At 56.0% G+C, this 19,821-nt stretch carries 20 protein-coding genes; 8 read left to right on the top strand and 12 right to left on the bottom strand.

Translation table 11 applies throughout. The features are described from left to right. Positions 1 to 7: 7 nt before the first annotated feature. From O2N63_RS05640 to O2N63_RS05630, 3 genes are read right to left on the bottom strand one after another with little or no spacing between them, the layout of a single operon-like run. Positions 8 to 2,860 carry a DUF4159 domain-containing protein gene (locus tag O2N63_RS05640; protein WP_271053252.1) on the bottom strand — a complete coding sequence of 951 codons (2,853 nt, stop codon included), beginning with the start codon at positions 2,858 to 2,860 and terminating at the stop codon, positions 8 to 10. Further along, the gene (locus O2N63_RS05635) at positions 2,860 to 3,717 is read right to left on the bottom strand and encodes a DUF58 domain-containing protein (protein ID WP_271053251.1); all 858 of its coding nucleotides are present in this window, start codon (positions 3,715 to 3,717) and stop codon (positions 2,860 to 2,862) included. The genes O2N63_RS05640 and O2N63_RS05635 overlap by 1 nt, the downstream gene beginning before the upstream one ends. Next, the gene (locus O2N63_RS05630; protein ID WP_271053250.1) at positions 3,714 to 4,706 is read right to left on the bottom strand and encodes an AAA family ATPase; all 993 of its coding nucleotides are present in this window, start codon (positions 4,704 to 4,706) and stop codon (positions 3,714 to 3,716) included. The genes O2N63_RS05635 and O2N63_RS05630 overlap by 4 nt, the downstream gene beginning before the upstream one ends. A gap of 118 nt (positions 4,707 to 4,824) precedes the next feature. Here O2N63_RS05630 and O2N63_RS05625 point away from each other — a divergent pair, with 118 nt between their 5' ends. Together O2N63_RS05625 and O2N63_RS05620 are read left to right on the top strand one after the other, a co-directional pair. After that, positions 4,825 to 5,439 (top strand): DUF1285 domain-containing protein, encoded by a 615-nt coding sequence (locus O2N63_RS05625; protein ID WP_271053249.1) that lies wholly within the window; start codon positions 4,825 to 4,827, stop codon positions 5,437 to 5,439. Further along, positions 5,439 to 6,200: a hydroxypyruvate isomerase family protein gene (locus tag O2N63_RS05620; RefSeq protein WP_271053248.1), complete on the top strand. Its 762-nt coding sequence runs from the start codon at positions 5,439 to 5,441 to the stop codon at positions 6,198 to 6,200. Before O2N63_RS05625 ends, O2N63_RS05620 begins: the two co-directional genes overlap by 1 nt. Before the next feature lie 67 nt (positions 6,201 to 6,267). On the opposite strand, the gene O2N63_RS05615 is transcribed toward O2N63_RS05620, so the two are convergent. Next, on the bottom strand, positions 6,268 to 7,212 hold the full coding sequence (locus O2N63_RS05615; protein ID WP_271053247.1) for a cation diffusion facilitator family transporter: 945 nt from the start codon (positions 7,210 to 7,212) through the stop codon (positions 6,268 to 6,270). A 93-nt stretch (positions 7,213 to 7,305) separates the two neighbouring features. On the opposite strand from O2N63_RS05615, the gene O2N63_RS05610 reads away from it, so the two are divergent. Continuing rightward, positions 7,306 to 7,704 (top strand): MerR family transcriptional regulator, encoded by a 399-nt coding sequence (locus O2N63_RS05610; RefSeq protein WP_271053246.1) that lies wholly within the window; start codon positions 7,306 to 7,308, stop codon positions 7,702 to 7,704. A 48-nt stretch (positions 7,705 to 7,752) separates the two neighbouring features. On the opposite strand, the gene polA is transcribed toward O2N63_RS05610, so the two are convergent. The 4 genes from polA to O2N63_RS05590 all read right to left on the bottom strand — a co-directional run bounded on the left by polA (position 7,753) and on the right by O2N63_RS05590 (position 13,059). Beyond that, positions 7,753 to 10,560 (bottom strand): DNA polymerase I, encoded by a 2,808-nt coding sequence (polA, locus tag O2N63_RS05605; protein WP_271053245.1) that lies wholly within the window; start codon positions 10,558 to 10,560, stop codon positions 7,753 to 7,755. Positions 10,561 to 10,678: 118 nt separating this feature from the next. After that, positions 10,679 to 10,873, bottom strand: coding sequence for a zinc-finger domain-containing protein (locus O2N63_RS05600; RefSeq protein ID WP_271053244.1), 195 nt, complete (start codon positions 10,871 to 10,873; stop codon positions 10,679 to 10,681). 191 nt (positions 10,874 to 11,064) lie between these two features. Beyond that, complete coding sequence (locus O2N63_RS05595) at positions 11,065 to 11,451, bottom strand: HIT domain-containing protein (RefSeq protein ID WP_271053243.1); 387 nt, start codon at positions 11,449 to 11,451, stop codon at positions 11,065 to 11,067. Between the two features lie 30 nt (positions 11,452 to 11,481). Then, positions 11,482 to 13,059 carry a DUF5928 domain-containing protein gene (locus O2N63_RS05590; protein WP_271053367.1) on the bottom strand — a complete coding sequence of 526 codons (1,578 nt, stop codon included), beginning with the start codon at positions 13,057 to 13,059 and terminating at the stop codon, positions 11,482 to 11,484. A 164-nt stretch (positions 13,060 to 13,223) separates the two neighbouring features. Here O2N63_RS05590 and O2N63_RS05585 point away from each other — a divergent pair, with 164 nt between their 5' ends. Together O2N63_RS05585 and O2N63_RS05580 are read left to right on the top strand one after the other, a co-directional pair. Further along, positions 13,224 to 14,042, top strand: coding sequence for a sulfotransferase family protein (locus O2N63_RS05585; RefSeq protein ID WP_271053242.1), 819 nt, complete (start codon positions 13,224 to 13,226; stop codon positions 14,040 to 14,042). A 43-nt stretch (positions 14,043 to 14,085) separates the two neighbouring features. Continuing rightward, the gene (locus O2N63_RS05580; RefSeq protein WP_271053241.1) at positions 14,086 to 14,502 is read left to right on the top strand and encodes an OsmC family protein; all 417 of its coding nucleotides are present in this window, start codon (positions 14,086 to 14,088) and stop codon (positions 14,500 to 14,502) included. A gap of 249 nt (positions 14,503 to 14,751) precedes the next feature. Here the strand turns inward: O2N63_RS05580 and O2N63_RS05575 are convergent, their stop codons facing one another. Both O2N63_RS05575 and nth read right to left on the bottom strand, forming a co-directional pair. Further along, a complete protein-coding gene (locus tag O2N63_RS05575; protein ID WP_271053240.1) occupies positions 14,752 to 15,747 on the bottom strand; it encodes an adenosine kinase in 996 nt (331 codons plus the stop codon). After that, a complete protein-coding gene (nth, locus tag O2N63_RS05570; RefSeq protein ID WP_271053239.1) occupies positions 15,744 to 16,376 on the bottom strand; it encodes an endonuclease III in 633 nt (210 codons plus the stop codon). Before nth ends, O2N63_RS05575 begins: the two co-directional genes overlap by 4 nt. A gap of 161 nt (positions 16,377 to 16,537) precedes the next feature. Here nth and O2N63_RS05565 point away from each other — a divergent pair, with 161 nt between their 5' ends. Beyond that, complete coding sequence (locus O2N63_RS05565) at positions 16,538 to 17,434, top strand: bifunctional helix-turn-helix domain-containing protein/methylated-DNA--[protein]-cysteine S-methyltransferase (RefSeq protein WP_271053238.1); 897 nt, start codon at positions 16,538 to 16,540, stop codon at positions 17,432 to 17,434. Between the two features lie 125 nt (positions 17,435 to 17,559). Further along, positions 17,560 to 18,210, top strand: a complete 651-nt coding sequence (locus tag O2N63_RS05560) for an OmpA family protein (RefSeq protein ID WP_408629785.1) — start codon at positions 17,560 to 17,562, stop codon at positions 18,208 to 18,210. An 86-nt stretch (positions 18,211 to 18,296) separates the two neighbouring features. Here the strand turns inward: O2N63_RS05560 and O2N63_RS05555 are convergent, their stop codons facing one another. After that, positions 18,297 to 18,611, bottom strand: coding sequence for a putative quinol monooxygenase (locus O2N63_RS05555; RefSeq protein WP_271053237.1), 315 nt, complete (start codon positions 18,609 to 18,611; stop codon positions 18,297 to 18,299). Positions 18,612 to 18,779: 168 nt separating this feature from the next. Here O2N63_RS05555 and O2N63_RS05550 point away from each other — a divergent pair, with 168 nt between their 5' ends. Next, positions 18,780 to 19,535: a FadR/GntR family transcriptional regulator gene (locus tag O2N63_RS05550; protein ID WP_271053236.1), complete on the top strand. Its 756-nt coding sequence runs from the start codon at positions 18,780 to 18,782 to the stop codon at positions 19,533 to 19,535. Between the two features lie 18 nt (positions 19,536 to 19,553). Here O2N63_RS05550 and O2N63_RS05545 read toward each other — a convergent pair whose 3' ends face one another. Then, a complete protein-coding gene (locus O2N63_RS05545) occupies positions 19,554 to 19,763 on the bottom strand; it encodes a YgaP family membrane protein (RefSeq protein WP_271053235.1) in 210 nt (69 codons plus the stop codon). Positions 19,764 to 19,821 lie beyond the last annotated feature (58 nt).

The raw sequence follows: 19,821 nt of genomic DNA, 5'->3' as shown, positions 1-19,821 counted from the left end.
TCGCCCCTCATTGCCCCAACCGCTGCAACAGCGCGGGGACATGAACCTGATCGGATTTGTAGTTCCCGGTCAGCACATGCATCACAAGATTGACCCCAAAACGCAGCGACAACTCGCGCTGCCGTTCACCGGCATTTCCGCGCCCAACGGGCAGCATGGGGCGCCCATCCTCACGAACAGCCCAGGCACCTGCCCAATCATTGCCGCCAATGATTACGGGCGTCACCCCATCATTGAGCAACCGAAAGGGAACGCCCTCAGCGGCTGCGGCACCGGGAGGAGCGGCTTCGGCCCATGCAGTACCATTGTAGCGACCGGGGAAGGTGTCGATCAGATAGAATGCGCGTGTCAGAACATGGTCCGAGGGGATCGGATCCAGTGGTGGCAGGCTCAGAGGCGCCGCGAGGAGTTGCAATTTGCGAGATTCTGCGCTGTTTCCACCTCCGGCACCGGCGTCTCTTGTATCGAACAGGATCAGCCCTCCGGTCGCCAGATAGGTCGCCAGGCGTTCATAGGCCTGAGAGGAGGGCAGAGGTTGGGTTGCCGACACAGGCCAGTAGAGCAATGGAAAAACCGACAGGTCATCTTGTTCCAACGCCACGCCAACAGGAGGGGCGGGTTCAACCGAACTGCGGCGGGAAAGCGAAAGCGAAAGCCCTGTGAGGCCCGCCCGTGCAAGTGCATCCAATTCGGGATCCCCGGTCAGTACATGTGCGAGTGTGACCTCTGCCGCCGCAGCCATCACCTGATCCGGCACCGAAGGTGAAACCGACTGGTCTGCCGCGTCTTCGTTTTGACCATCCGCAACTTGCGCGACACCCGCCTCTGGCGCGGCGAGACCGAGTGCTACAATGACAAACCCCGCCCGTGCCGCCTGACCGGATCTCAAACGCCCGGATATCCAGAGCGTGCCCGCAATATCCAGAAGGACCAGAGCCAGCGCGGCTCCAAGCACCCAACCCGACAAATCCCGGACGGTTGGTTTATCCTGCCATACCGGCACCACTTGCCTTGGCCAATTCGTGGGCGAAAGTGTGGCGCCGATGTGTAAACTGTTGATCACCAGCTGACGCGTGCCATTGCTGTAGATCCCCGGAGGCGCATCGGCCGAGGGCTGACCATTCACAGCGTCTGCCAAGGCGTTCAATGGGGTTGAGAGAGGGGACGTTTCGCGGACCAAAGCCCCTTGTGCCGACAGTTGGGCATCACGCAGCCACGGAGCGGACACCACGCCGGTATCTTCTGTCTGCAACCCATTCTCAGGGTCAATGGAAGGCGTAGCGAGCGTTGCTTCGGTCAGCCTCAGCAGCATCTCGACAAACAGACCCGAAAGGACAAGGTTCGACCACTCAGCATTTGCCCCCACGTGCACCAGAACCACCTGCCCCGATCCGAGCAGCTTGCGCGTCACGAGAGGCGTTCCGTCCACAAGCCGGGCAAGCGTGCGCTCTGCAAGCTCAGGTCCCGGTTCCGCGAGCACCTGGCGCACCACGCTGACCTCCTCTGGAATCTCAAGCCCCGAAAAGGGACCGTCAGTCGGGAATGGGGCCAGAAGCTGAGGTGCGCCCCAGCTCATCGCGCCCCCAACAGCGCGCCCGCGACCACGCAGTCGCACTGGCAGAAGAATATCTTCGACCGCATCAACAATGCCTGCCTGATCAGCCTGAGCAGCTGCAAGACGTGGACCGGCAAAGCGCAACAAAAGACCACCTTCTGCCACCCATTTCGCCAGTGCCCTCTGATCCGGTTCCGAAATATCGGGCACATCCGGCATGACAACCACATGGGGGCTTGCACGCACCGCATCACCGATGCCGCGCGCTTCGACAATTTCGGTGCTGGGGGCAAGCGCCGCGCGCAGGAAATGATCTGGTGACAAAAGCGCAAGTGTTTCGCTTTCCCCGGCCCCAACAAGTGCAACCCTTCGACGGGTCAGGCTTTCGCCAACCAGTGCCACCTGACCGGCGCTACGGGCTTGCCCACCAATGGCCAGCTCAAGCCACTGCACACGGTGACGCAGCTCTGGCGGCAAATTCAGAACAATGTCTTTTTCGGTCGTGCCAATCGCAAATTCGGCGGGCTCTTCGACAAGCGCCCGTAGCTGCCCAGCAGGGTCGCGCCCGTAGCCGGCAACCACCATGTCTTGCGCAGGACCAGCACGATGTCGCAACGCCCGAAGCTCAACATCCTGGCCCTCAAGGACAGGAGGTGTCAGGCCAAACACGATGCGATCCGGTTGCCAGATGGCAACCTCGCCAACCGCCTCTCGCAGCGCATATAGCTCTCGCCGACCATCGCGCTTCACCCCATCAGACAACCAGATGGATTCCCCTTCAGGCAAATGTTGCAGCACACCAAGATCATAGGGGGCATCCCAAGCCACGGGCGACATCGCCGCCAACCGTTCGCGCCAGATTGAGGCGGGGGCCAGCTGCGCCGCCTCTTTGAAATGCGCCTGCTGGATGGCGACAACGCGCCCTCCCTGCTGGGCTTGTTGAAGCAGGTTATCCACTTCCTCTACACGAATTGACCAATCCGATGCCGCAGGCCAATAGCTGTCGATCAGGACAATCAAGGGTTTATCAGATTGCCTTGCTCGTTCGCTTGTGTCCTCAGGTGACAACACCGGACCAGCAAACCCAATGATCAGACCGGCCGCCGCCAGAAGGCGTATCAAGATCAACCACCACGGGGTCTTTTGCGCTTCGATCTGTTGGTCCTTAAGCCCAAAGAGCAAGACAACGGCAGGAAACTTTTGCCGAACCGGTGCAGGGGGGACGGCCCGCAAGAACCACCACAGGAGGGGAAGCGCGACCAATCCCAAAAGCAACCAGGGTGCGGTGAAGCCCAGTGCCCCCATCACCGTCGCGCCCCCAGCGCATGGTAAAGCCACAACAGCACTGAACTGGGAGAAGTTATCGTATCATGGCAGTGATAGACCCATCCCGCGTCCCGGCACATTTGCGCAAGCGCTTTCTTGCGCCCCGCCAGACGCTCAAGATAGGGCGCCCGCAAATCCGCCGCTTCTTGCGTTTCGAATTTCGGATCCCCTTGCATATCCAGAAACAGGCTGCGTCCGGCAAATGGAAATCGCTCTTCAGCCGGATCCAACACCTGAATGAATGCTCCGCGTATGCGTGAACTGGCCGCATCCCCCAACAGGTGTTCGTAGATTTTCGGATCTGCAAGCCCATCCGTCAGAAAAAGTGCGCGTGAACGCCGCGGCAAACCGGAGGGGCGCGGCGGTGCTTTGTCGAGATCCGTCAACCGGGATGGCAACCCATGTTCACCGCGCAATGGCGGGCGATCACTTCCGGGGAAACCAACCCGCTCGCCAGCCCGAAGAAAAAGGAGGGCCGCAGCGAGCGCAAGAAGCTTGGCGCGGTCAGATTTGCTGGCTCGGCTTGGATCTGAGCTGAACGCCATCGAACGCGCTGGATCGCACCAGATCATCACGGTCTGGGCAGCTTGCCATTCGCGGTCGCGGATAAAGGCCTGATCTGATCGGGCTGAACGGCGCCAATCGATGCGGTGGGCCGGGTCCCCCGGTTGCGCCGGTCTGAATTGCCAAAAAGCATCACCTTGTCCCGCCCGCCTCCGCCCGTGATCACCAAGCTGCACCGTATCCGCCAGATGCCGCGCCGCTACCATCAGGGGCGGCAATCCCTGAGCGGTGGCCGCTGCCCGACTTAGCACAGAGGGCGCGGTTGGGGTCATGCCGCCTGCTCCATCCCGGCCAGAACGCTGTCAATCAGATCTGCCAGCATCACCCCTTCCGCACGCGCGCCATAGCCAAGCGCCATGCGGTGAGAGAGAACCGGATGCGCAAGTGCCCGCACGTCGTCAGCTTCGGGTGCGAACCGCCCATCCAGAGCTGCGCGCGCCCGAACCAGTAGCATCAGGGCTTGTGCGGCACGCGGCCCCGGGCCCCAGCTGACGGCTTGCCTCAAGGGTTCAGGGGAGGCCGGATCATCCGGGCGGCAACTGCGCACAAGATCAAGGATCATTTCAACCACGCTTTCACCCACAGGCATCAGGCGGATCAGCTCTTGCGCCCTAATCAAGTCCTTGCTGGTGAGAACGGCTTTGGGCGTGGCTTCTATTTCACCTGTTGTGGCAAGAAGAATTGCGCGTTCATCCGCTCGCGCCGGATAGTCGACATTGATCTGCATGAGAAAGCGATCAAGCTGAGCTTCCGGCAAAGGATAAGTGCCCTCTTGTTCCAGTGGGTTTTGCGTTGCCAAAACGTGGAATGGTTCAGGCAGGGAGTGCGTGTGCCCTGCCACCGAAACCTCACTTTCCTGCATCGCCTGCAATAGGGCAGATTGGGTGCGGGGGCTGGCCCGGTTGATTTCATCCGCAAGCAAAAGCTGGCAAAAAACCGGCCCTTTGACGAAACGAAAATGCCGCGCACCGGTATCACTTTCCTCAAGCACTTCAGCGCCCAGAATATCGGCGGGCATCAGATCCGGCGTGAATTGGATGCGACGGTCTTTCAACCCCATGACCGTCCCCATCGTATCCACCAGACGTGTCTTGCCCAGCCCCGGCAATCCCACTAGAAGCGCATGCCCGCCAGAGAGCAGTGCCGACATGGCCTGCTCCACCACAAGATCCTGACCAATGATATGTTGGGTGATCTCGATTTTGGCGTCAGCCAGCCTTTCGCTAAGCGCTTCAAACTCGGTGACAATGTTCTGGTCCATAAAATCCTCCGCTCCCCTCAGAGGCGCCGGAAAAAGCGCAGGGGGATCAAGCTCGTGCTTCACCTTGATCGGCAAACACTTTAGCTTGTATTTAAGTCCGATTTTTCGCGGGGAACAAATGACAAAAGCGGCAACTGACGGGAAATCGCCAATGAAGCCCTCAAAAACCACGCCTGATCAGCTGGCAGACGCCGTGCAGGGCGCCGCAAAAAAGGGGATACCACCAGTGCATCTGTGGCACCCGCCCTTCTGCGGCGACATGGACATGCGGATCGCGCGGGACGGACAATGGTTTCACGAAGGGCGCCCAATTACCCGCCCCGGTCTTGTCCGATTATTTGCCTCGATCCTGCGCAAGGATGACGATGGATATATGTTGGTCACGCCGGTCGAGCGGTTTCGGATTAAGGTCGACGATGTCCCATTTGTGGCAGAAGACTTGGAGGTCAACGGCACCGGACGAGATCAGGACCTTGCCTTTACCACAAATGTGGGGGACGTGACCCATGCGGGCCCAGAGACCAAATTGAGAATTGAGCAAGACGAAGTGACTGGCGAACCCACACCTTATGTGCTCGTGCGGGGTGGGCTCGAAGCTCGGATCGATCGTAAGACATTCTATCGCTTGGTTGAATTAGCCTGCCACGAAGAACAGGATAACGGGCGCTGGTTCGGCCTGTGGTCAAATGGTGTGTTCTTCCGCATCTCCCACTCAGATGATCTGGAGGATTGATGCCCCGTTTTGCCGCCAATCTCACGCTGCTCTTCAAGGAGCTGCCATTTCTTGAGCGGTTTGAAGCTGCGGCAGAAGCCGGTTTCAAGGCCGTTGAGGTGTTGTTTCCCTATGATGACGCCGCCCAACTGGTCACGCGGCAGTTGACTGCCAACGGGCTTCATATGGTGCTGATCAATACACCACCGCCCAATTATACGGGCGGCGCACGTGGATTTGCGGCCACACCAAATGGACAGGCCCGGTTTCAGCATGATTTCAAACGCACGCTACGCTATGCGCAAGAATTTAAGGCCAGCCACATCCACATCATGGCCGGCAAAGCCGAAGGGCTAGTCGCGCGCAAAACCTTCGTCGAGAACCTGAAATGGGCCGCCGCCCATGCGCCCCGCCAGAGCCTGACCATCGAACCGATCAATACGGTCGATATGCCGGGGTATTTCCTCAATTCATTTGACCTTGCTGCCGATATTCTGGCTGAAGTTGGCGCACCAAATCTGGGGATGCAATTCGATGCCTATCACGCGGATAGGATCACTGGAGACATTCTTGATTGCTGGGCCAAGCATCGCCATCTTGTTCGCCATATCCAGATAGGCGGCATCCCTGACCGACATGAACCAATCCGGGGTGAGTTTGACTATCCCGCATGGTTTCGGCAGCTGGATCTCGAAGGTTACAATGGCTGGGTCAGCGGCGAGTACCACCCTCGCGGCCGGACATCATCCGGGCTGGGCTGGATGTCTGCTGTCAAATGCTGATTTTGAGGCTAAACTCATTTTCTCATCCATTCTGACAGGCTCCTGACAGATGACTGTCAGGTGGGGGCTACCGCGCCCCACCAATTCTCTGCGCTCCTTCACACGGACAGTCAGCGCCTTCCATGTCGAGCGTGACATGCCCAATTCCAAACCGTTCATGCAACGTGGATTTAACCGCAGCCTTCACCCCTGATGCATCCGGCCAGTTTTCATCGGTCACAACCACATGTGCCTCGAGTGATGTGACGTCTTCACTGATCTGCCAAAGATGCACATGGTGAATATTTTCAACGCCTTGTACTTCTTCCATCGCGGAAACAACCTCTTCCGCATCCAGTCCGGGAGGCGCGCCCAACATCAAGATCCGCGCCACGCCCTTGAGCTCAGCCAGCCCCATCCAGATGATATACCCGGCAATACCCAGCGTGGCGATCGGGTCTGCCAGATGCCAGTCGAAGGCCACAATCAGGATGCCAACGATGATGACGGCCACGGACCCCAGCGCATCGGCAACGTTGTGCAGGAACGCAGCCCGGATATTTGCACTGTCTTTCGCCATGCGCCAGGTCAGAAGTGCTGTAATCGCATCCACCACAAGCGCCACACCAGCAACGATGATTACTAACCACCCTGCCACCTCGGGTGGTTCGAAAAACCGCATGATGCCTTCATACGCCAGATAGAGACCTATCACGATTAGCGTAGTCAGGTTGATCAACGCGGCCACGAGTTCCACCCGTTTGTAACCAAATGTCATCTGCGCATCCGTCGGCCGGCGCGCAATCTTGCGGGCAAAGAAGGCAATCGCCAGCGAGGCGGCATCAGACAGGTTGTGGATCGCATCGGCGATCAGCGCCACTGAACCGGATAGAAGACCACCGACGATCTGAGCAACGGTTAAAAGCACATTGACCGCAACAGCCAATCCAACCCGCATATCCCCGGCTTCCGGGTCGATGTGATGATGGTGGCCATGAGATTGGCCATGTGCGTGGGAATGATCATGCGGCATGTCACCTACCTTCGAATCCTATGTCCGTGCACCTTGCGCTGTGTCTAAACAGATCATAATTGCTCTAGTAACTAGAGGTTCAAGAGGTTTTTCATGTTTTCAATCGGAGAGCTGTCACGCCGCACCGGGGTCAAGGTCCCAACCATTCGCTATTACGAGCAAATGGGGTTGATTGCCGCTGATGGACGGACGACAGGAAATCAACGGCGCTTTTCACAGGACGGATTGGAAAGGCTTAGCTTTATCCGCCATGCACGTGATCTGGGGCTGCCACTCGAATCCATCCGAGTTTTGATCGAGATGGATCCACAAAACCATATAGAAAGCCACCGAATCGCGGCCGCTCATCTGGCAGATATTCGCGACCGGATTGCCCGCCTGCAGCGGCTTGAAACTGAATTGGTGCGGATCAGCGAAAGCTGCGACGGGGGTGAGGACTGTTCTGTTCTCACAGCCTTCGGTGATCATGAGCAATGTTCCGGGGGACATTGACGCCCCCGAGACATGCCCCTGCCCCAGCACTACACGCAAATGATTACCTCAGTGCGCTTCAGCCCAGTTCATGCCCACACCCGCATCCACCGTCAGCGGCACGTCGAGCTTGATAGCAGGTTCGGACGCCCCTTCCATCACACCCCGGACCACATCGATCACATCCTCCACCGCGGCCTCGTCCACCTCGAAGATCAATTCGTCATGCACCTGCAACAGCATCTTGGCGGGCAGTTTGGCAATCGCGTCCGGCATACGGATCATCGCACGGCGAATAATATCAGCCGCTGTTCCCTGAATGGGTGCGTTGATCGCAGCGCGTTTAGCAAATCCTGCATGGGGGCCTTTTGCACCGATCTCAGGCGTATGGATCTGGCGACCAAAGAGAGTTTCCACCCGTTTGTGTTCCTTGGCGAATGCCACCGTTTCATCCATGTACGTGCGAATGCCCGGAAAGCGTTCGAAATAGCGGTCGATAAAGCCCTGCGCCTCGGACCGCGGAATGCGTAGGTTACGGGCAAGACCGAAACCGGAAATGCCATAAATCACACCAAAGTTGATCGCCTTGGCCTGACGACGAATATCTGGTGTCATCTCATCCATAGGCACATCAAACATCTCGGATGCCGTCATTGCGTGGATGTCCTGCCCATCGCGGAATGCCTGTTTCAGCGCATCGATCCCGGCCATATGCGCAAGAATTCTAAGTTCGATCTGGCTGTAGTCGAGGCTGATCAGCTTTTTGCCATCGGGAGCCACAAATGCCTCACGGATACGGCGTCCTTCTTCGCTGCGAACCGGAATGTTCTGCAAGTTCGGGTCGGTCGAGGCGAGACGCCCGGTGTTGGCGCCCGCGATGGAATAAGAGGTATGCACCCGGCCCGTGTCCGGGTGGATGTGGTCTTGAAGCGCATCCGTGTAGGTGGATTTCAGCTTTTGCAGCTGGCGATAATCCAGCACCCGCGCTGCAAAAGGGTGTTCAGCGGCAAGGTCTTCCAGCACATCAGCGGGTGTTGACCATTGCCCGGTCTTGGTTTTCTTGCCACCCTCGAGCTCCATCTCACCAAAGAGGATTTCACCCACCTGAGCGGGGCTTTGCACGTTGAAATCGCGCCCCGCAATTTCGTGTAGTTCGGCTTCGTATCCCGCCATTTTCTGCGCAAAAGCGTTGGACATGCGTGACAGCACATCGCGGTCAACTTTGACCCCGGTCATTTCCATATCCGCCAGCACCGGCACCAAGGGGCGTTCGAGGCGTTCGTAGACACGTGTCACCCCGGCCACATGCAGGCGCGGCTTGAGATATTGCCACAAGCGCAGGGTGATATCAGCGTCTTCGGCGGCATATTTCACCGCGTCCTCAATAGGCACCCGGTCAAAGGTGATCGCGGATTTTCCGCTGCCTAAAAGGGTCTTGATCGAGATCGGCTTGTGATCAAGGTAACGCTCGCTCAGCGTATCCATGCCATGATTGTGCAGCCCGGCATTTTGCGCATAGGACATCAGCATCGTGTCGTCGATCGGCGCCACTTGCACGCCATAGCGGGCAAAGATCTTGGCATCATATTTCATATTTTGGCCGATTTTCAGGATCGCCGCGTCTTCAAGCACGGGTTTCAGGATCGCCAAGGCGTCTTCCAATCCCATCTGCCCCTCAGCCAGATCATCCCCACCGAAGAGGTCGTCAGATTGGCTGGATTTATGCGTAAGCGGGATATAGCAGGCTTCGCCCGGTTCCACACAAAGCGAAATCCCCACAAGGTCGACCCGCATTTCATCCAGCCCGGTGGTTTCCGTATCGATTGCCACATAGCCGCGGCTCTTGATCGTTTCGACCCATTTGCCCAGTGCCGCCGCATCTTTGACCCATTCGTATTTCTCGGGATCGATTTCGGGGGCTTCAGCTGTGGCAACTTCGGGGGCTCCCTCTGGTTGCTTAATCTCGGGTGCCTCCACGCCGAGCTTGCCTGCCACCCGGTTGGTCAGCGTGCGGAATTCCATCTCGGCCAGAAATGAGAGGAGCGTGTCGGGCTCGGGATCTTTCAACTCGAGACTGCCCAGATCCAGATCCAGGTCCATCTGATCGTCCAACTTGACCAACTCACGCGAAATGCGGATCTGGTCGGCTTTTTCAATCAGTGTCTGGCGGCGTTTGGGTTGTTTGATTTCCTCTGCACGGGCGAGAAGCGTATCGAGATCGCCATATTCATTAATCAGGAGTGCGGCCGTCTTGATGCCAATTCCCGGAGCACCGGGCACGTTATCGACCGCATCCCCCGCCAGCGCCTGCACATCGACCACGCGATTGGGACCAACGCCGAATTTCTCTTCGACCCCTTCGACGCCAATCCGTTTGTTTTTCATCGGGTCGAGCATTTCAACACCACCGCCGACAAGCTGCATGAGGTCTTTGTCCGAACTCAGGATGGTCACCCGCCCCCCGGCCTCGTTGGCGCGGCGGGCAAGAGTGGCGATGATGTCGTCCGCTTCAAATCCTTTCACCTCGATACAGGCGATATTGAAGGCACGGGTGGCGTCACGCGTGAGCGGAAACTGCGGCACAAGATCTTCGGGGGCAGGCGGGCGATTGGCCTTGTACTCTGGATAGATGTCACTTCTGAAGGTTTTGCCTTTGTGGTCGAAGATGACCGCGACATGAGTGGGCGCATCCGACCCGGTCTGATCCTCTATGAACTTGAGGAGCATGTTGCAAAAACCAGACACGGCCCCAATCGGCAATCCGTCGGATTTGCGTGTGAGCGGCGGTAACGCGTGATAGGCGCGGAAGATGAAGGCGGATCCATCCACCAGATGCAGGTGACAGCCTTTGCCGAAGGTAGGGGTCTCGGTGCTCATGTCGCGTCTTTCATCGTCTGTGTCCCCATCAAAGATCATCAGGAGAAGATCATTAGGGACAAAAAGGCCGCGCAGCATTTGCCCGCGGCCGAATGCGTCTTGTCAGGTGAGGGGCGGATCAGGCCGCCTGTTCACCTGCTTTGCCTTCATGGTCTTTGTGCACGAATTTGCAGTCGCAATATGGGCATTCCACCCAACCATGCTCATTTGGGATCTGCAAATAGACCCGCGGATGTCCAAGAGCGCCTTCGCCGCCGTCACAGGACACCTTGTAGCTGTCCACAATCTTGGTTTCCGGTGCAGTTTGGCTCATGGCTTACCTCATAAGAATTTGTTGGTGGCATGATAGTGATCCTTGGCGCGGCGGCAATAGGCAACAGTGACACCAAAGACGTTGTCCCGTCGAAATCCGAACCTGACGGTCCAATTCCGTTGGGAATGGCCTCGCTGAGCTCGGCAGGTCTTCTTGCCTCCGGCGGGGATATTTTCAGCAAGAGGAAGAGGTCAGCCCTCTACGCGCCCTAGCATGCGGCCCAACGGGCGACCACCAAGGATATGGGTATGATAATGAGGCACTTCTTGCACCCCATGTGCCCCGGAATTGGCGATTGTACGATACCCGTCCTGCCCGTCACCCGGCGCAATCCCCATAAGTTTGCAGACCTGGCCGATCGCGCGAACATATCCGATAATTTCGGCGTCCGTTGCTTCATTGGCAAAGTGATCTGCATTCACATAGGCACCTTTGGGGATCACCAGAACATGCGTTGGAGCCTGTGGAGTGATATCGCGAAATGCCAGCGCATATTCGGACTCCAGCACCGTGTCATTTGGAATCTCACCACGCAGAATTTTGGCGAATACGTTTTGATCATCATAGGTGTAAGCCATTGTAAGCTCCGACTATTTGTTGGCCTTAGATCAATCTGCAAACAGGTGATCGGTTTCGGCGATTTCTCGGGCGCGATCTTCGGGGATCGTAAGGAAACGTGCAAGGGCCCGTGTATTCATCTCCGAACTGCCATTTTCACTGATCCGGAAGTATCCTTCGAACCCTTCATCCCGTATTGTATCGCTTTCACTCATCACATCCGAGCGGATGGTGGGCAACAGCCGATCAATCGTTTCCTGAGGTGTGTTTTCCCCCGCCAACCCCACTCGCATGGCGTGACCCAATAGGTATTCATCGGAGAAGTGGCTTTCGACTTCTATCAATTTGGTCTGCGAGCGGTCCGAGAAAAAATCACGCATCAGATCCATATTGTTCGGGTCCATGCAGATGATAAGCCGGTCGGTGTCGTAATAGTCAAACAGCATCCGCATCAAAGCCCGCCGGTGACGCGTGCGCTTGCCAATACTATTTTGAATCCCCCCCAGATCCGGCATGGGGCAGCTGGATTCGTCGAACAGATATTGGATCATCGGAACGTTTGTGACCTTCTTGATCCGCTCGGCGAACCGTTTGCCGATATGCCACTTCTTGGCGACAATGATCAGCAGTTCACGCTCTCGTCCCAAGGTGCTTTCTTTCTCCCAGAAACGTGGCGCAAAGCGATGTCCGGTGCGCCCGCGCCCGGTCAGGAATTTAAACAGTGAGCGCCCTTCGTTGGAGATCTGAAACTCGGCCCCTTCAGCGGCATAGAGGTCCCCCAACCGACGCTTGAGCACATGTGCTTCGGGGCTGATTTTCCGGGCAAATAGAAAATCTTGTGACAGCAGCAGGTCATAGTGATCATTATAGAACGTCACCGGCATACCGTAGTCGGTGAACATCAGAAACGTCAGCGTCCGGGTGCGGATTTCATTGGCAGGGATGATGTGACGTACAAGGGTTTGGAAAAAGGTTTCATCCGGGATCCAGGTCGTGCGGAAAAACCGCATCACGTCTTTACGCTTCCGCGTGAATTCAAGGATCCATTCGATTGTGCGACGTCGCAGGCACCACCATTGGCTACCAATTTGAACCTGGATGTCATGGGGAATATCCCGCGCCAAACCAAGTCGTTTTTGCAAGTTAAAACTTGCATAAAACAACTTTTTGTATTTGCGTTCATTAAAAAAGTGGCGGTATATCAACCGCTCTTCCTTCATCCCGGTCTTGATCCAGTCACTGCCGAAATAATCAAAGCTCTCAATATAGTCCACGTCTTCGCGATCAAGAAAATCATGGGCGTATTCGGCAGATTTGATTGCCATGCAATCGCCAGACACCATGTAGAAATGGGTAGCCCGGGGGAAAGCCTCAACGGCGGCTTCAACCGCATAGAGTGTGGCCTGAACCAGCGACCAGGCGCCCCAGCCGCATTTGATCCGCTTGCGAGCAAAGGTGACATTCGGATTGTCTTTAAGCGCATCACGGATTTTCTGGAAATGCTCGGGTTTCGATCGCGCGTCAAAATGGATGGACATGCAATCTCCGGCCGCCGTCAACCGCGTGGCCTGATTGATGATCGCGTCAGGGTCTTTGTGGCATAACAAAATGAAGGCAATTTTTGCCATTGAACTGATCAATCCTTCGGCTTTCCCGACATTGTTGCCATAAATAACGTGAAAAACCATTGAATAAACAGAGTTTCTTTGCTTTTTTTCACCACAAATTGTGGCAGGAACGACTAAAGATCGATATCGGATGCTGCATCAAATCGGCAAGGAGGCAAGAGCATATGGGGTTCCCCGGCACTTGGATGACGGAAAGTGAGAGCGTTGTTTACCGCGTGGTGCCGAAATGCGCCTGTTCAACCATTGGCCAGATCATGTTCTATTCTGATCATGGCGAGTTCTTTGATGGTGACATTCACGACAGCAAGGACCGCCTACATAAATGGTCGCAAGATCTTTCCCAACCTTTGATCACGGAAAATGTTCAGGCTCATAAAAGCTATGCCTTCACATGTGTGCGAAATCCATACACGCGTATCCTGTCGAGCTTTTTTGACAAGATCTGCGGCATTCAACGTAACGGCCGCAGATACCGCGGCAATTTAGTACCGCTTTTGATCCAGAAGTACGGCATCGAAGTGGGCAGCCCCGAAGACGAGTTTGATTTCGACCAGATCAAAAGCTTTCGCCGGTTCCTGCTTTTTGCACGCGACACGATCCGCTGGCGCCGCCCAATGGACCCGGACATTCACTGGTCCGCCATGTCGGGCCATGTATCAACCTTTATCGTGAATGGTGGCGCCTATGACAAAATCATATGGACGGAAAAGTTCAATGATGGGATGCAAGATGTAATCGATAATATAGAGACCCCACACAAGGTTGATCTGACCCAAATCCCCCGCTTCAATGAAAGCGAAGGGCACGGGCCAAAACGTGCCCATCCGGTGGAAGATTACTTCGACGGTCTGTCAATGCATCTGGTCTATGAAATCTACAAACGCGATTTCAACCTGTTCAAATACGACTTTGAGAACCCGGGCAACAAGATGCCGATTGCCGAGATCGACCTTGATGAGGTACATGCCAAACTTGGGGAATGACCTGACATACCAGGTTTGAATTGATTATCGGAGTGAGATCATCATGAAAGCACGCGTTGCATGGGCTGAGGCCCGCACCTTTGTCGGCACCTCTGGCACGGGTCACAATATTGTCCTTGGCACCAGCCATGGTGAGGGCCGCACCCCCGGCCCCAGCCCAATGGAGCTTTTGCTGATTGGCACGGCGGGGTGTTCCGCATACGACGTGGTCTCGATCCTCGAAAAATCCCGCCAGAAGATCCAGGATGTCATCGTGGAAGTCGATGCCGAGCGCGCCGAAACCGCCCCGAAAGTGTTCAAAAAAATCCACCTGCATTTCATTGTGAAAGGCCGTGGTGTGGGGGCTGACAAGGTGGAACGCGCCATCGCGCTGTCGGTCGACAAATATTGTTCAGCTTCGGCGATGATGGCAGCGATGGCTGATGTTACGCATGATTTTGAGATTGTGGATACCGAGTAATCAGTACATCGCGTCCCGGACATGCGAAGGCTCTGCCCAACGGCGGGGCCTTTTTATCTGCCGCTCACCAACTGACAAAACTAGTTTTCTAGCTTTCTAGCTTTCTAGTTTTCTAGTTTTCTAGTTTTCTAGTTTTCTAGTTTTCTAGTTTTCTAGTTTTCTTCGAAATGGCTGCGTTTTCCACATGTCAAACCAAAAAACGCGCGCCCAAGAGCACACGTTCTAATTTGCTCTCAACTGGGTCAAATCTTAGCTGATCAATCCCCGGTCCCGCAGAAGCGCCTGAAGGTTTCGGTCCGCGCGCGGGCCCATATGACGGATCACTTCTCCGGCGACTGCGCACCCCATCTCGCCACAGGTTTGGATGTCAGCACCAGTGGCAAGGCCAAACAGGAACCCGGCAGCAAATCCGTCCCCAGCCCCAGTGGCATCTACTGGGGTGATTTTTTCAACCGGCACGTCAACACGGGCACCATTTTGAATGATGGTGACCCCCTCTCCAGACCGTGTGCAGGCCACAAGCGGGCAGATCGCGGCGGTTTTGGCCAGTGCTTGTTCCCAATCGTCGGTTTCGAACAGCGACTTGATCTCATCCTCATTGCCGATCACGTAATCAAGTTCATGTTCGATCAACATCAAGAAATCGGTGCGGTGGCGCTCGACGCAAAATGGATCGGAAATGGCAATGCCCGCCTTACCCCCTGCCCCACGGCAAGCGCGTGCCATGGCAATGAACGCCTCTTTGCCCTTGTCCTTGTCGAAAAGATATCCTTCGAGGAACACAATCTCGGCGTCCGAGGCAACATCAGGATCCACATCATCCGGGCCAAGCTCGGCAGAGATACCCAGATAGGTGTTCATTGACCGTTCGCCATCGGGCGAGACAAAGATCATCGAGCGTGAGGTTGGCAGCTCTCCTCCCGGCACTGGCGGGTTAACAAAACGGGTGCCGTCTATCTCCATCGCTTCTGCGTAGAAATGCCCCAGCGCATCGTCATGAACCCGGCCGACGAACCCGGTCTTGAGACCCAGATTACCAATCCCAGCCAATGTATTGGCAACCGAACCGCCAGCCGCCTGTTTGCGATTGTCCATAGCACCGTAAAGCACCTCTGCCCGGTCCTTTTCGACCAATTGCATGATGCCCTTCTCGATCCCCATCAGTTCGAGAAACGTGTCATCCGCTGTGGTCAGCACGTCCACGATGGCATTGCCGATACCGACAACCTTGTAGGTCTTTGTCATAAGTTCTTTTCCTCAAACGGGCAGATGTCGCGGATCAGGCAATTGCCGCAGACGGGTTTGCGCGCCTTGCAGACATAGCGTCCATGCAGGATCAGCCAATGATGCGCGTGTTGCAGATATTCGGCTGGAATGTTGTCTTCGACGGCACGTTCCACCGCGACCACATCTTTGCCGGGGCAAATACCGGTGCGGTTGCCCACCCGGAAGATGTGGGTGTCCACCGCCTGGGTTGGCACTTTCCACCACATGTTCAGAACGACATTGGCCGTCTTGCGACCCACCCCCGGCAGGCTTTCGAGGGCGGCGCGCGACGAGGGCACCTCGCCTCCAAAGTCCTCGACCAGAATACGCGACAGTTTGATCACGTTTTTCGCCTTCTGCCGATAAAGCCCAATGGTTTTGATGTGCTCAATCAGCCCCTCTTCCCCCAGATCCAGCATTTTCTGCGGGGTGTCGGCGATCTTGAAAAGCTCGCGGGTGGCTTTATTGACCCCCACGTCGGTGGCCTGTGCGGACAGTGCCACCGCAACCACAAGCGTGTAGACATTCACATGATCCAGCTCGCCCTTTGGTTCGGGCTCCGCCTCATGAAAGCGGCGAAACACTTCGCGGATGTCGTGATATTTCATCTGTTTTGCAGTTTTCTGTGCCATGGCCCAGCATATGCCTGCCTGTCCGAGTTGAAACAAGAAGGATTTACTCATGCTTCGGGTTCGCCGGGTAAAAAGAGCAACATTCGGGTCGTTTCTTAAACGCGTTTGAGCCAAGATGGAGGGAGAAGGGGTTCATCATGAGTACAACAGAAGACAGCTATCATTACAAAACCATCGGGCGCGCCATCGAAGAGATTGACGCGGCTGACGGCAAGCTGTCGCTGGATGAGCTGGCTGCACGGATCGGCTTGTCACCGGCACATTTCCAACGCGTGTTTTCGCGCTTTGTGGGTGTGTCACCAAAACGGTATCAACAGTTCCTGACACTGGGCCATGCAAAGACATTGCTGCATGAACGCCATACCACGCTTGCCACCACCCATTCGGTTGGGCTGTCTGGACAAGGGCGTTTGCATGATCTCTTTCTGCGTTGGGAGGCGATGAGCCCCGGTGAATACGCCCGCAAGGGGGAAGGGCTGACCATTTACTGGGGCTGGTTCGACAGCCCGTTTGGTGCCTCATTGGTGATGGGTACTGAAAAAGGCATCTGCGGCATCGGCTTCGCAGAAGAAACCGGACCAGAGGTTGCGATGGCAGACATGACATCCCGCTGGCCCAACGCGGCTTTCATCGAAGATCCCATGTTCCTCCAACCTTGGGTTCTGGCAGCGTTTGAAATGGAGCCGGGAGAGACTGGGAAGACCCCTCTGCACCTCATTGGTTCCCCGTTGCAAATCAAGGTCTGGGAAGCACTGTTGCGCATCCCATCGGGCTATGTGTCCACCTACTCCGATATCGCCGATGCGATCGGCAATCCTCGTGCGGTCCGGGCGGTAGGAACGGCCATTGGGCGCAATCCGGTGAGCTGGTTGATCCCCTGCCACAGGGCGCTCAGAAAATCCGGGGCCTTGGGGGGCTATCATTGGGGGCTTCCGGTCAAGCGAGCCTTGCTGGCATGGGAAACTGCTGATCTGGAAAGTTCTTCCCTCGCGGACAGTTCTTCGATGCAATTAACCAACCCTGCCACCGCTTGACCCGCTGGCATTCAACAGAAACACGATTTTATGGCGATCTGCCGCGCATTCTCCCCGTTGTTATTCGATATCATTGGGTATCATGTTAGGAAATTGGCAATTGAACATATTGAGGAGCGGCAGAGATGTTGCAAACAAAACCCCTTCTGATTCTCGGCACCGTTGCGATCATGACTGCAACCGCCTGTACATCGCCTACGGGTGAATTGGGTCCACGCACCAAAGATGGAGCCGTCGCCGGGGCCATGCTGGGTGGCGTGATCGGTGCCCTGAGCCGCGACCGAGGCAAGCTTAAAGGGGCCGCCGTGGGTGCGGCCATCGGTGCAGGTCTTGGCGGGGCAATCGGGGCGTCGCTCGACAAACAGGCGCGCGAACTTGACGCCGCAATGGGCAATGATCAGGTACGGATTGTGAACACTGGCGAAAGCCTGGTCGTGACCATGCCGCAGGACATCCTGTTTGCCACCGACAGCTCGGTGGTAAACTACGGGCTTCATAGCGATCTGGCCGCCCTCGCCCGCAACCTTCAGAACTATCCGAACTCGAATGTTGAGGTGATCGGACATACCGACAATGTGGGCGACGCCAACTACAACCTTTCGCTGTCGCGCCAACGGGCTGCCTCTGTCGCGGCGGTACTGTTCCAAAATGGCGTACCCTCTTCTCGCGTGATCACAGTTGGTCGCGGTGAACACAGCCCGGTGGCCTCGAACCTGACACCGGAAGGGCGCCAGCAGAACCGCCGGGTCGAGATCATCATTCGCCCATATACCTGATACAACACGACGTATCGCTTCGGGCCGGGTTGCCACGCGCACCCGGCCTTTTTTATGTGAACCGAAGGGTTGTCACACCGGTTTAATCACCCCAAACACACCGGATCCCGTGTCGAGGCAATCGGAGCAAGCTCGACGGTCTCAGGTGGATTTGCAAAAAGTGGACCTACAGTCTCGCGGTATGCCGCAAAGGCATTGGATCCCAGAAACGCCATTTTGACCGCCTCATCCGGGAATTCAAGCACGCCAACAAAACGGCAAGGATCGTCTGTCGCGAAACAGGAATAGGCCAGCCCCTCGATGGCTTCGCCCTTTAACCCCACAACCAGAGTTGCCATTGCGTTGGCTTGGGCTTCATGATCACTTGCCGAGTTAAGGGTGTAATGGACCAGAAGGCTCATATCGATCTCCCCATCATTTGTCGCCCGAAAATGCAGGCGGTTTGAGTATAGCCCAACCTGCCGGTTGCGACCAAATCAGGGTGAGGCGTCGCCTCCACTGCGTGAACGGGGCTTGAGCCAATCGCTCTCATGTGGTCATGTAATTTGACCAATTACACGAGGTGCCAGATGCCTTTTCAGAAAATCAATGCCGGGAAATTGTCAAAGTCGGTGGTCGAACAGATCGAACTTCTGATCCTTCGCGGTGTGCTGCGCCCCGGCGAACGTCTTCCGGCAGAACGTAGCCTTTCGGACCTGATGGGCGTGTCCCGCCCGTCCCTGCGCGAAGCGGTGTCAGAGTTGCAGGACATCGGTCTTTTGGAAAGCCGTGCCGGTTCAGGAATTTTTGTCTCGGAAGATCTCGACAGCTCCTTTTCCCCCGCACTGACCAGCCTTTTAGAGCGTCATGACGAAGCGGTTTATGACTATCTGGACTTTCGTCGTGATCTTGAAGGAATGGCAGCTGAACGTGCGGCGCGACTGGCATCAGATACTGACCTCAATGTGATCGACAGTATCTTTCGCAAAATGGAAAACGCCCCTATTGGCAAAGGGGCGGATCTAGATGCCAATTTCCATTCGGCAATTGTCGAAGCCAGTCACAACGTGATGATCGTCCATGTGATGCGGGCAATGTTCGATTTGTTGAAGCGCGGCGTATTCTATAACCGACAGGTGGTTGTACAGATGTACAACACGCGCACGGACCTTCTCGATCAACACCGCGAGATTAATGACGCGCTTCAAGACCGCGACCCTGACCGCGCCCGTAAAGCCGTTGAGGATCACCTGAATTTCGTTGCTCAAGCATATTCCGACATGCGTCGAGCTGAACGAAATGAGGAAATTGCCAAACAAAGGCTGGAACACGAACGCAGTCAGTAGGGTTCTGCTACACCATCGTCAGGCAGCGCGCATACCCAAGCGAACCAGGATACGTGTCAGTGGGCAAAACCCTGACAACCCGGATTGAAACAAATTAGCACCTACAAATGCAATAAACCACAACCAGCTGACCTCTCCCAAATTGATCTGACCATTAAGATGCGCGAGCAGCAGGCTGATCAAAATGAAAAGACCTGCGATAGACATCGTGGCACGTTGAGCATTCATGAGCTTTCTCCTTTAAGCGTTCATGAATACATATTCCGATTCAAGAATATGTCAAGCT

Origin of the sequence: Aliiroseovarius salicola (assembly GCF_027891095.1) — a bacterium.
In the GTDB taxonomy this organism is placed as follows: domain Bacteria; phylum Pseudomonadota; class Alphaproteobacteria; order Rhodobacterales; family Rhodobacteraceae; genus Aliiroseovarius; species Aliiroseovarius salicola.
Note: the sequence above shows the minus strand (reverse complement) of the source record. Positions and strands in the feature narration are given on the sequence as shown.

Excerpts from the sequence above, each read along its gene's own strand:
- polA (WP_271053245.1), bottom strand. The coding sequence starts at position 10,560 with ATGAGCACCGAGACCCCTACCTTCGGCAAAGGCTGTCACCTGCATCTG.
- O2N63_RS05560 (WP_408629785.1), top strand. The coding sequence starts at position 17,560 with ATGTTGCAAACAAAACCCCTTCTGATTCTCGGCACCGTTGCGATCATG.
- O2N63_RS05615 (WP_271053247.1), bottom strand. The coding sequence starts at position 7,212 with ATGCCGCATGATCATTCCCACGCACATGGCCAATCTCATGGCCACCAT.
- O2N63_RS05580 (WP_271053241.1), top strand. The coding sequence starts at position 14,086 with ATGAAAGCACGCGTTGCATGGGCTGAGGCCCGCACCTTTGTCGGCACC.
- O2N63_RS05625 (WP_271053249.1), top strand. The coding sequence starts at position 4,825 with ATGACAAAAGCGGCAACTGACGGGAAATCGCCAATGAAGCCCTCAAAA.
- O2N63_RS05575 (WP_271053240.1), bottom strand. The coding sequence starts at position 15,747 with ATGACAAAGACCTACAAGGTTGTCGGTATCGGCAATGCCATCGTGGAC.
- O2N63_RS05565 (WP_271053238.1), top strand. The coding sequence starts at position 16,538 with ATGAGTACAACAGAAGACAGCTATCATTACAAAACCATCGGGCGCGCC.
- O2N63_RS05635 (WP_271053251.1), bottom strand. The coding sequence starts at position 3,717 with ATGACCCCAACCGCGCCCTCTGTGCTAAGTCGGGCAGCGGCCACCGCT.
- O2N63_RS05620 (WP_271053248.1), top strand. The coding sequence starts at position 5,439 with ATGCCCCGTTTTGCCGCCAATCTCACGCTGCTCTTCAAGGAGCTGCCA.
- O2N63_RS05595 (WP_271053243.1), bottom strand. The coding sequence starts at position 11,451 with ATGGCTTACACCTATGATGATCAAAACGTATTCGCCAAAATTCTGCGT.
- O2N63_RS05640 (WP_271053252.1), bottom strand. The coding sequence starts at position 2,860 with ATGGGGGCACTGGGCTTCACCGCACCCTGGTTGCTTTTGGGATTGGTC.
- O2N63_RS05610 (WP_271053246.1), top strand. The coding sequence starts at position 7,306 with ATGTTTTCAATCGGAGAGCTGTCACGCCGCACCGGGGTCAAGGTCCCA.
- O2N63_RS05550 (WP_271053236.1), top strand. The coding sequence starts at position 18,780 with ATGCCTTTTCAGAAAATCAATGCCGGGAAATTGTCAAAGTCGGTGGTC.
- O2N63_RS05585 (WP_271053242.1), top strand. The coding sequence starts at position 13,224 with ATGGGGTTCCCCGGCACTTGGATGACGGAAAGTGAGAGCGTTGTTTAC.
- O2N63_RS05630 (WP_271053250.1), bottom strand. The coding sequence starts at position 4,706 with ATGGACCAGAACATTGTCACCGAGTTTGAAGCGCTTAGCGAAAGGCTG.
- nth (WP_271053239.1), bottom strand. The coding sequence starts at position 16,376 with ATGAAATATCACGACATCCGCGAAGTGTTTCGCCGCTTTCATGAGGCG.
- O2N63_RS05590 (WP_271053367.1), bottom strand. The coding sequence starts at position 13,059 with ATGGCAAAAATTGCCTTCATTTTGTTATGCCACAAAGACCCTGACGCG.
- O2N63_RS05545 (WP_271053235.1), bottom strand. The coding sequence starts at position 19,763 with ATGAATGCTCAACGTGCCACGATGTCTATCGCAGGTCTTTTCATTTTG.
- O2N63_RS05555 (WP_271053237.1), bottom strand. The coding sequence starts at position 18,611 with ATGAGCCTTCTGGTCCATTACACCCTTAACTCGGCAAGTGATCATGAA.
- O2N63_RS05600 (WP_271053244.1), bottom strand. The coding sequence starts at position 10,873 with ATGAGCCAAACTGCACCGGAAACCAAGATTGTGGACAGCTACAAGGTG.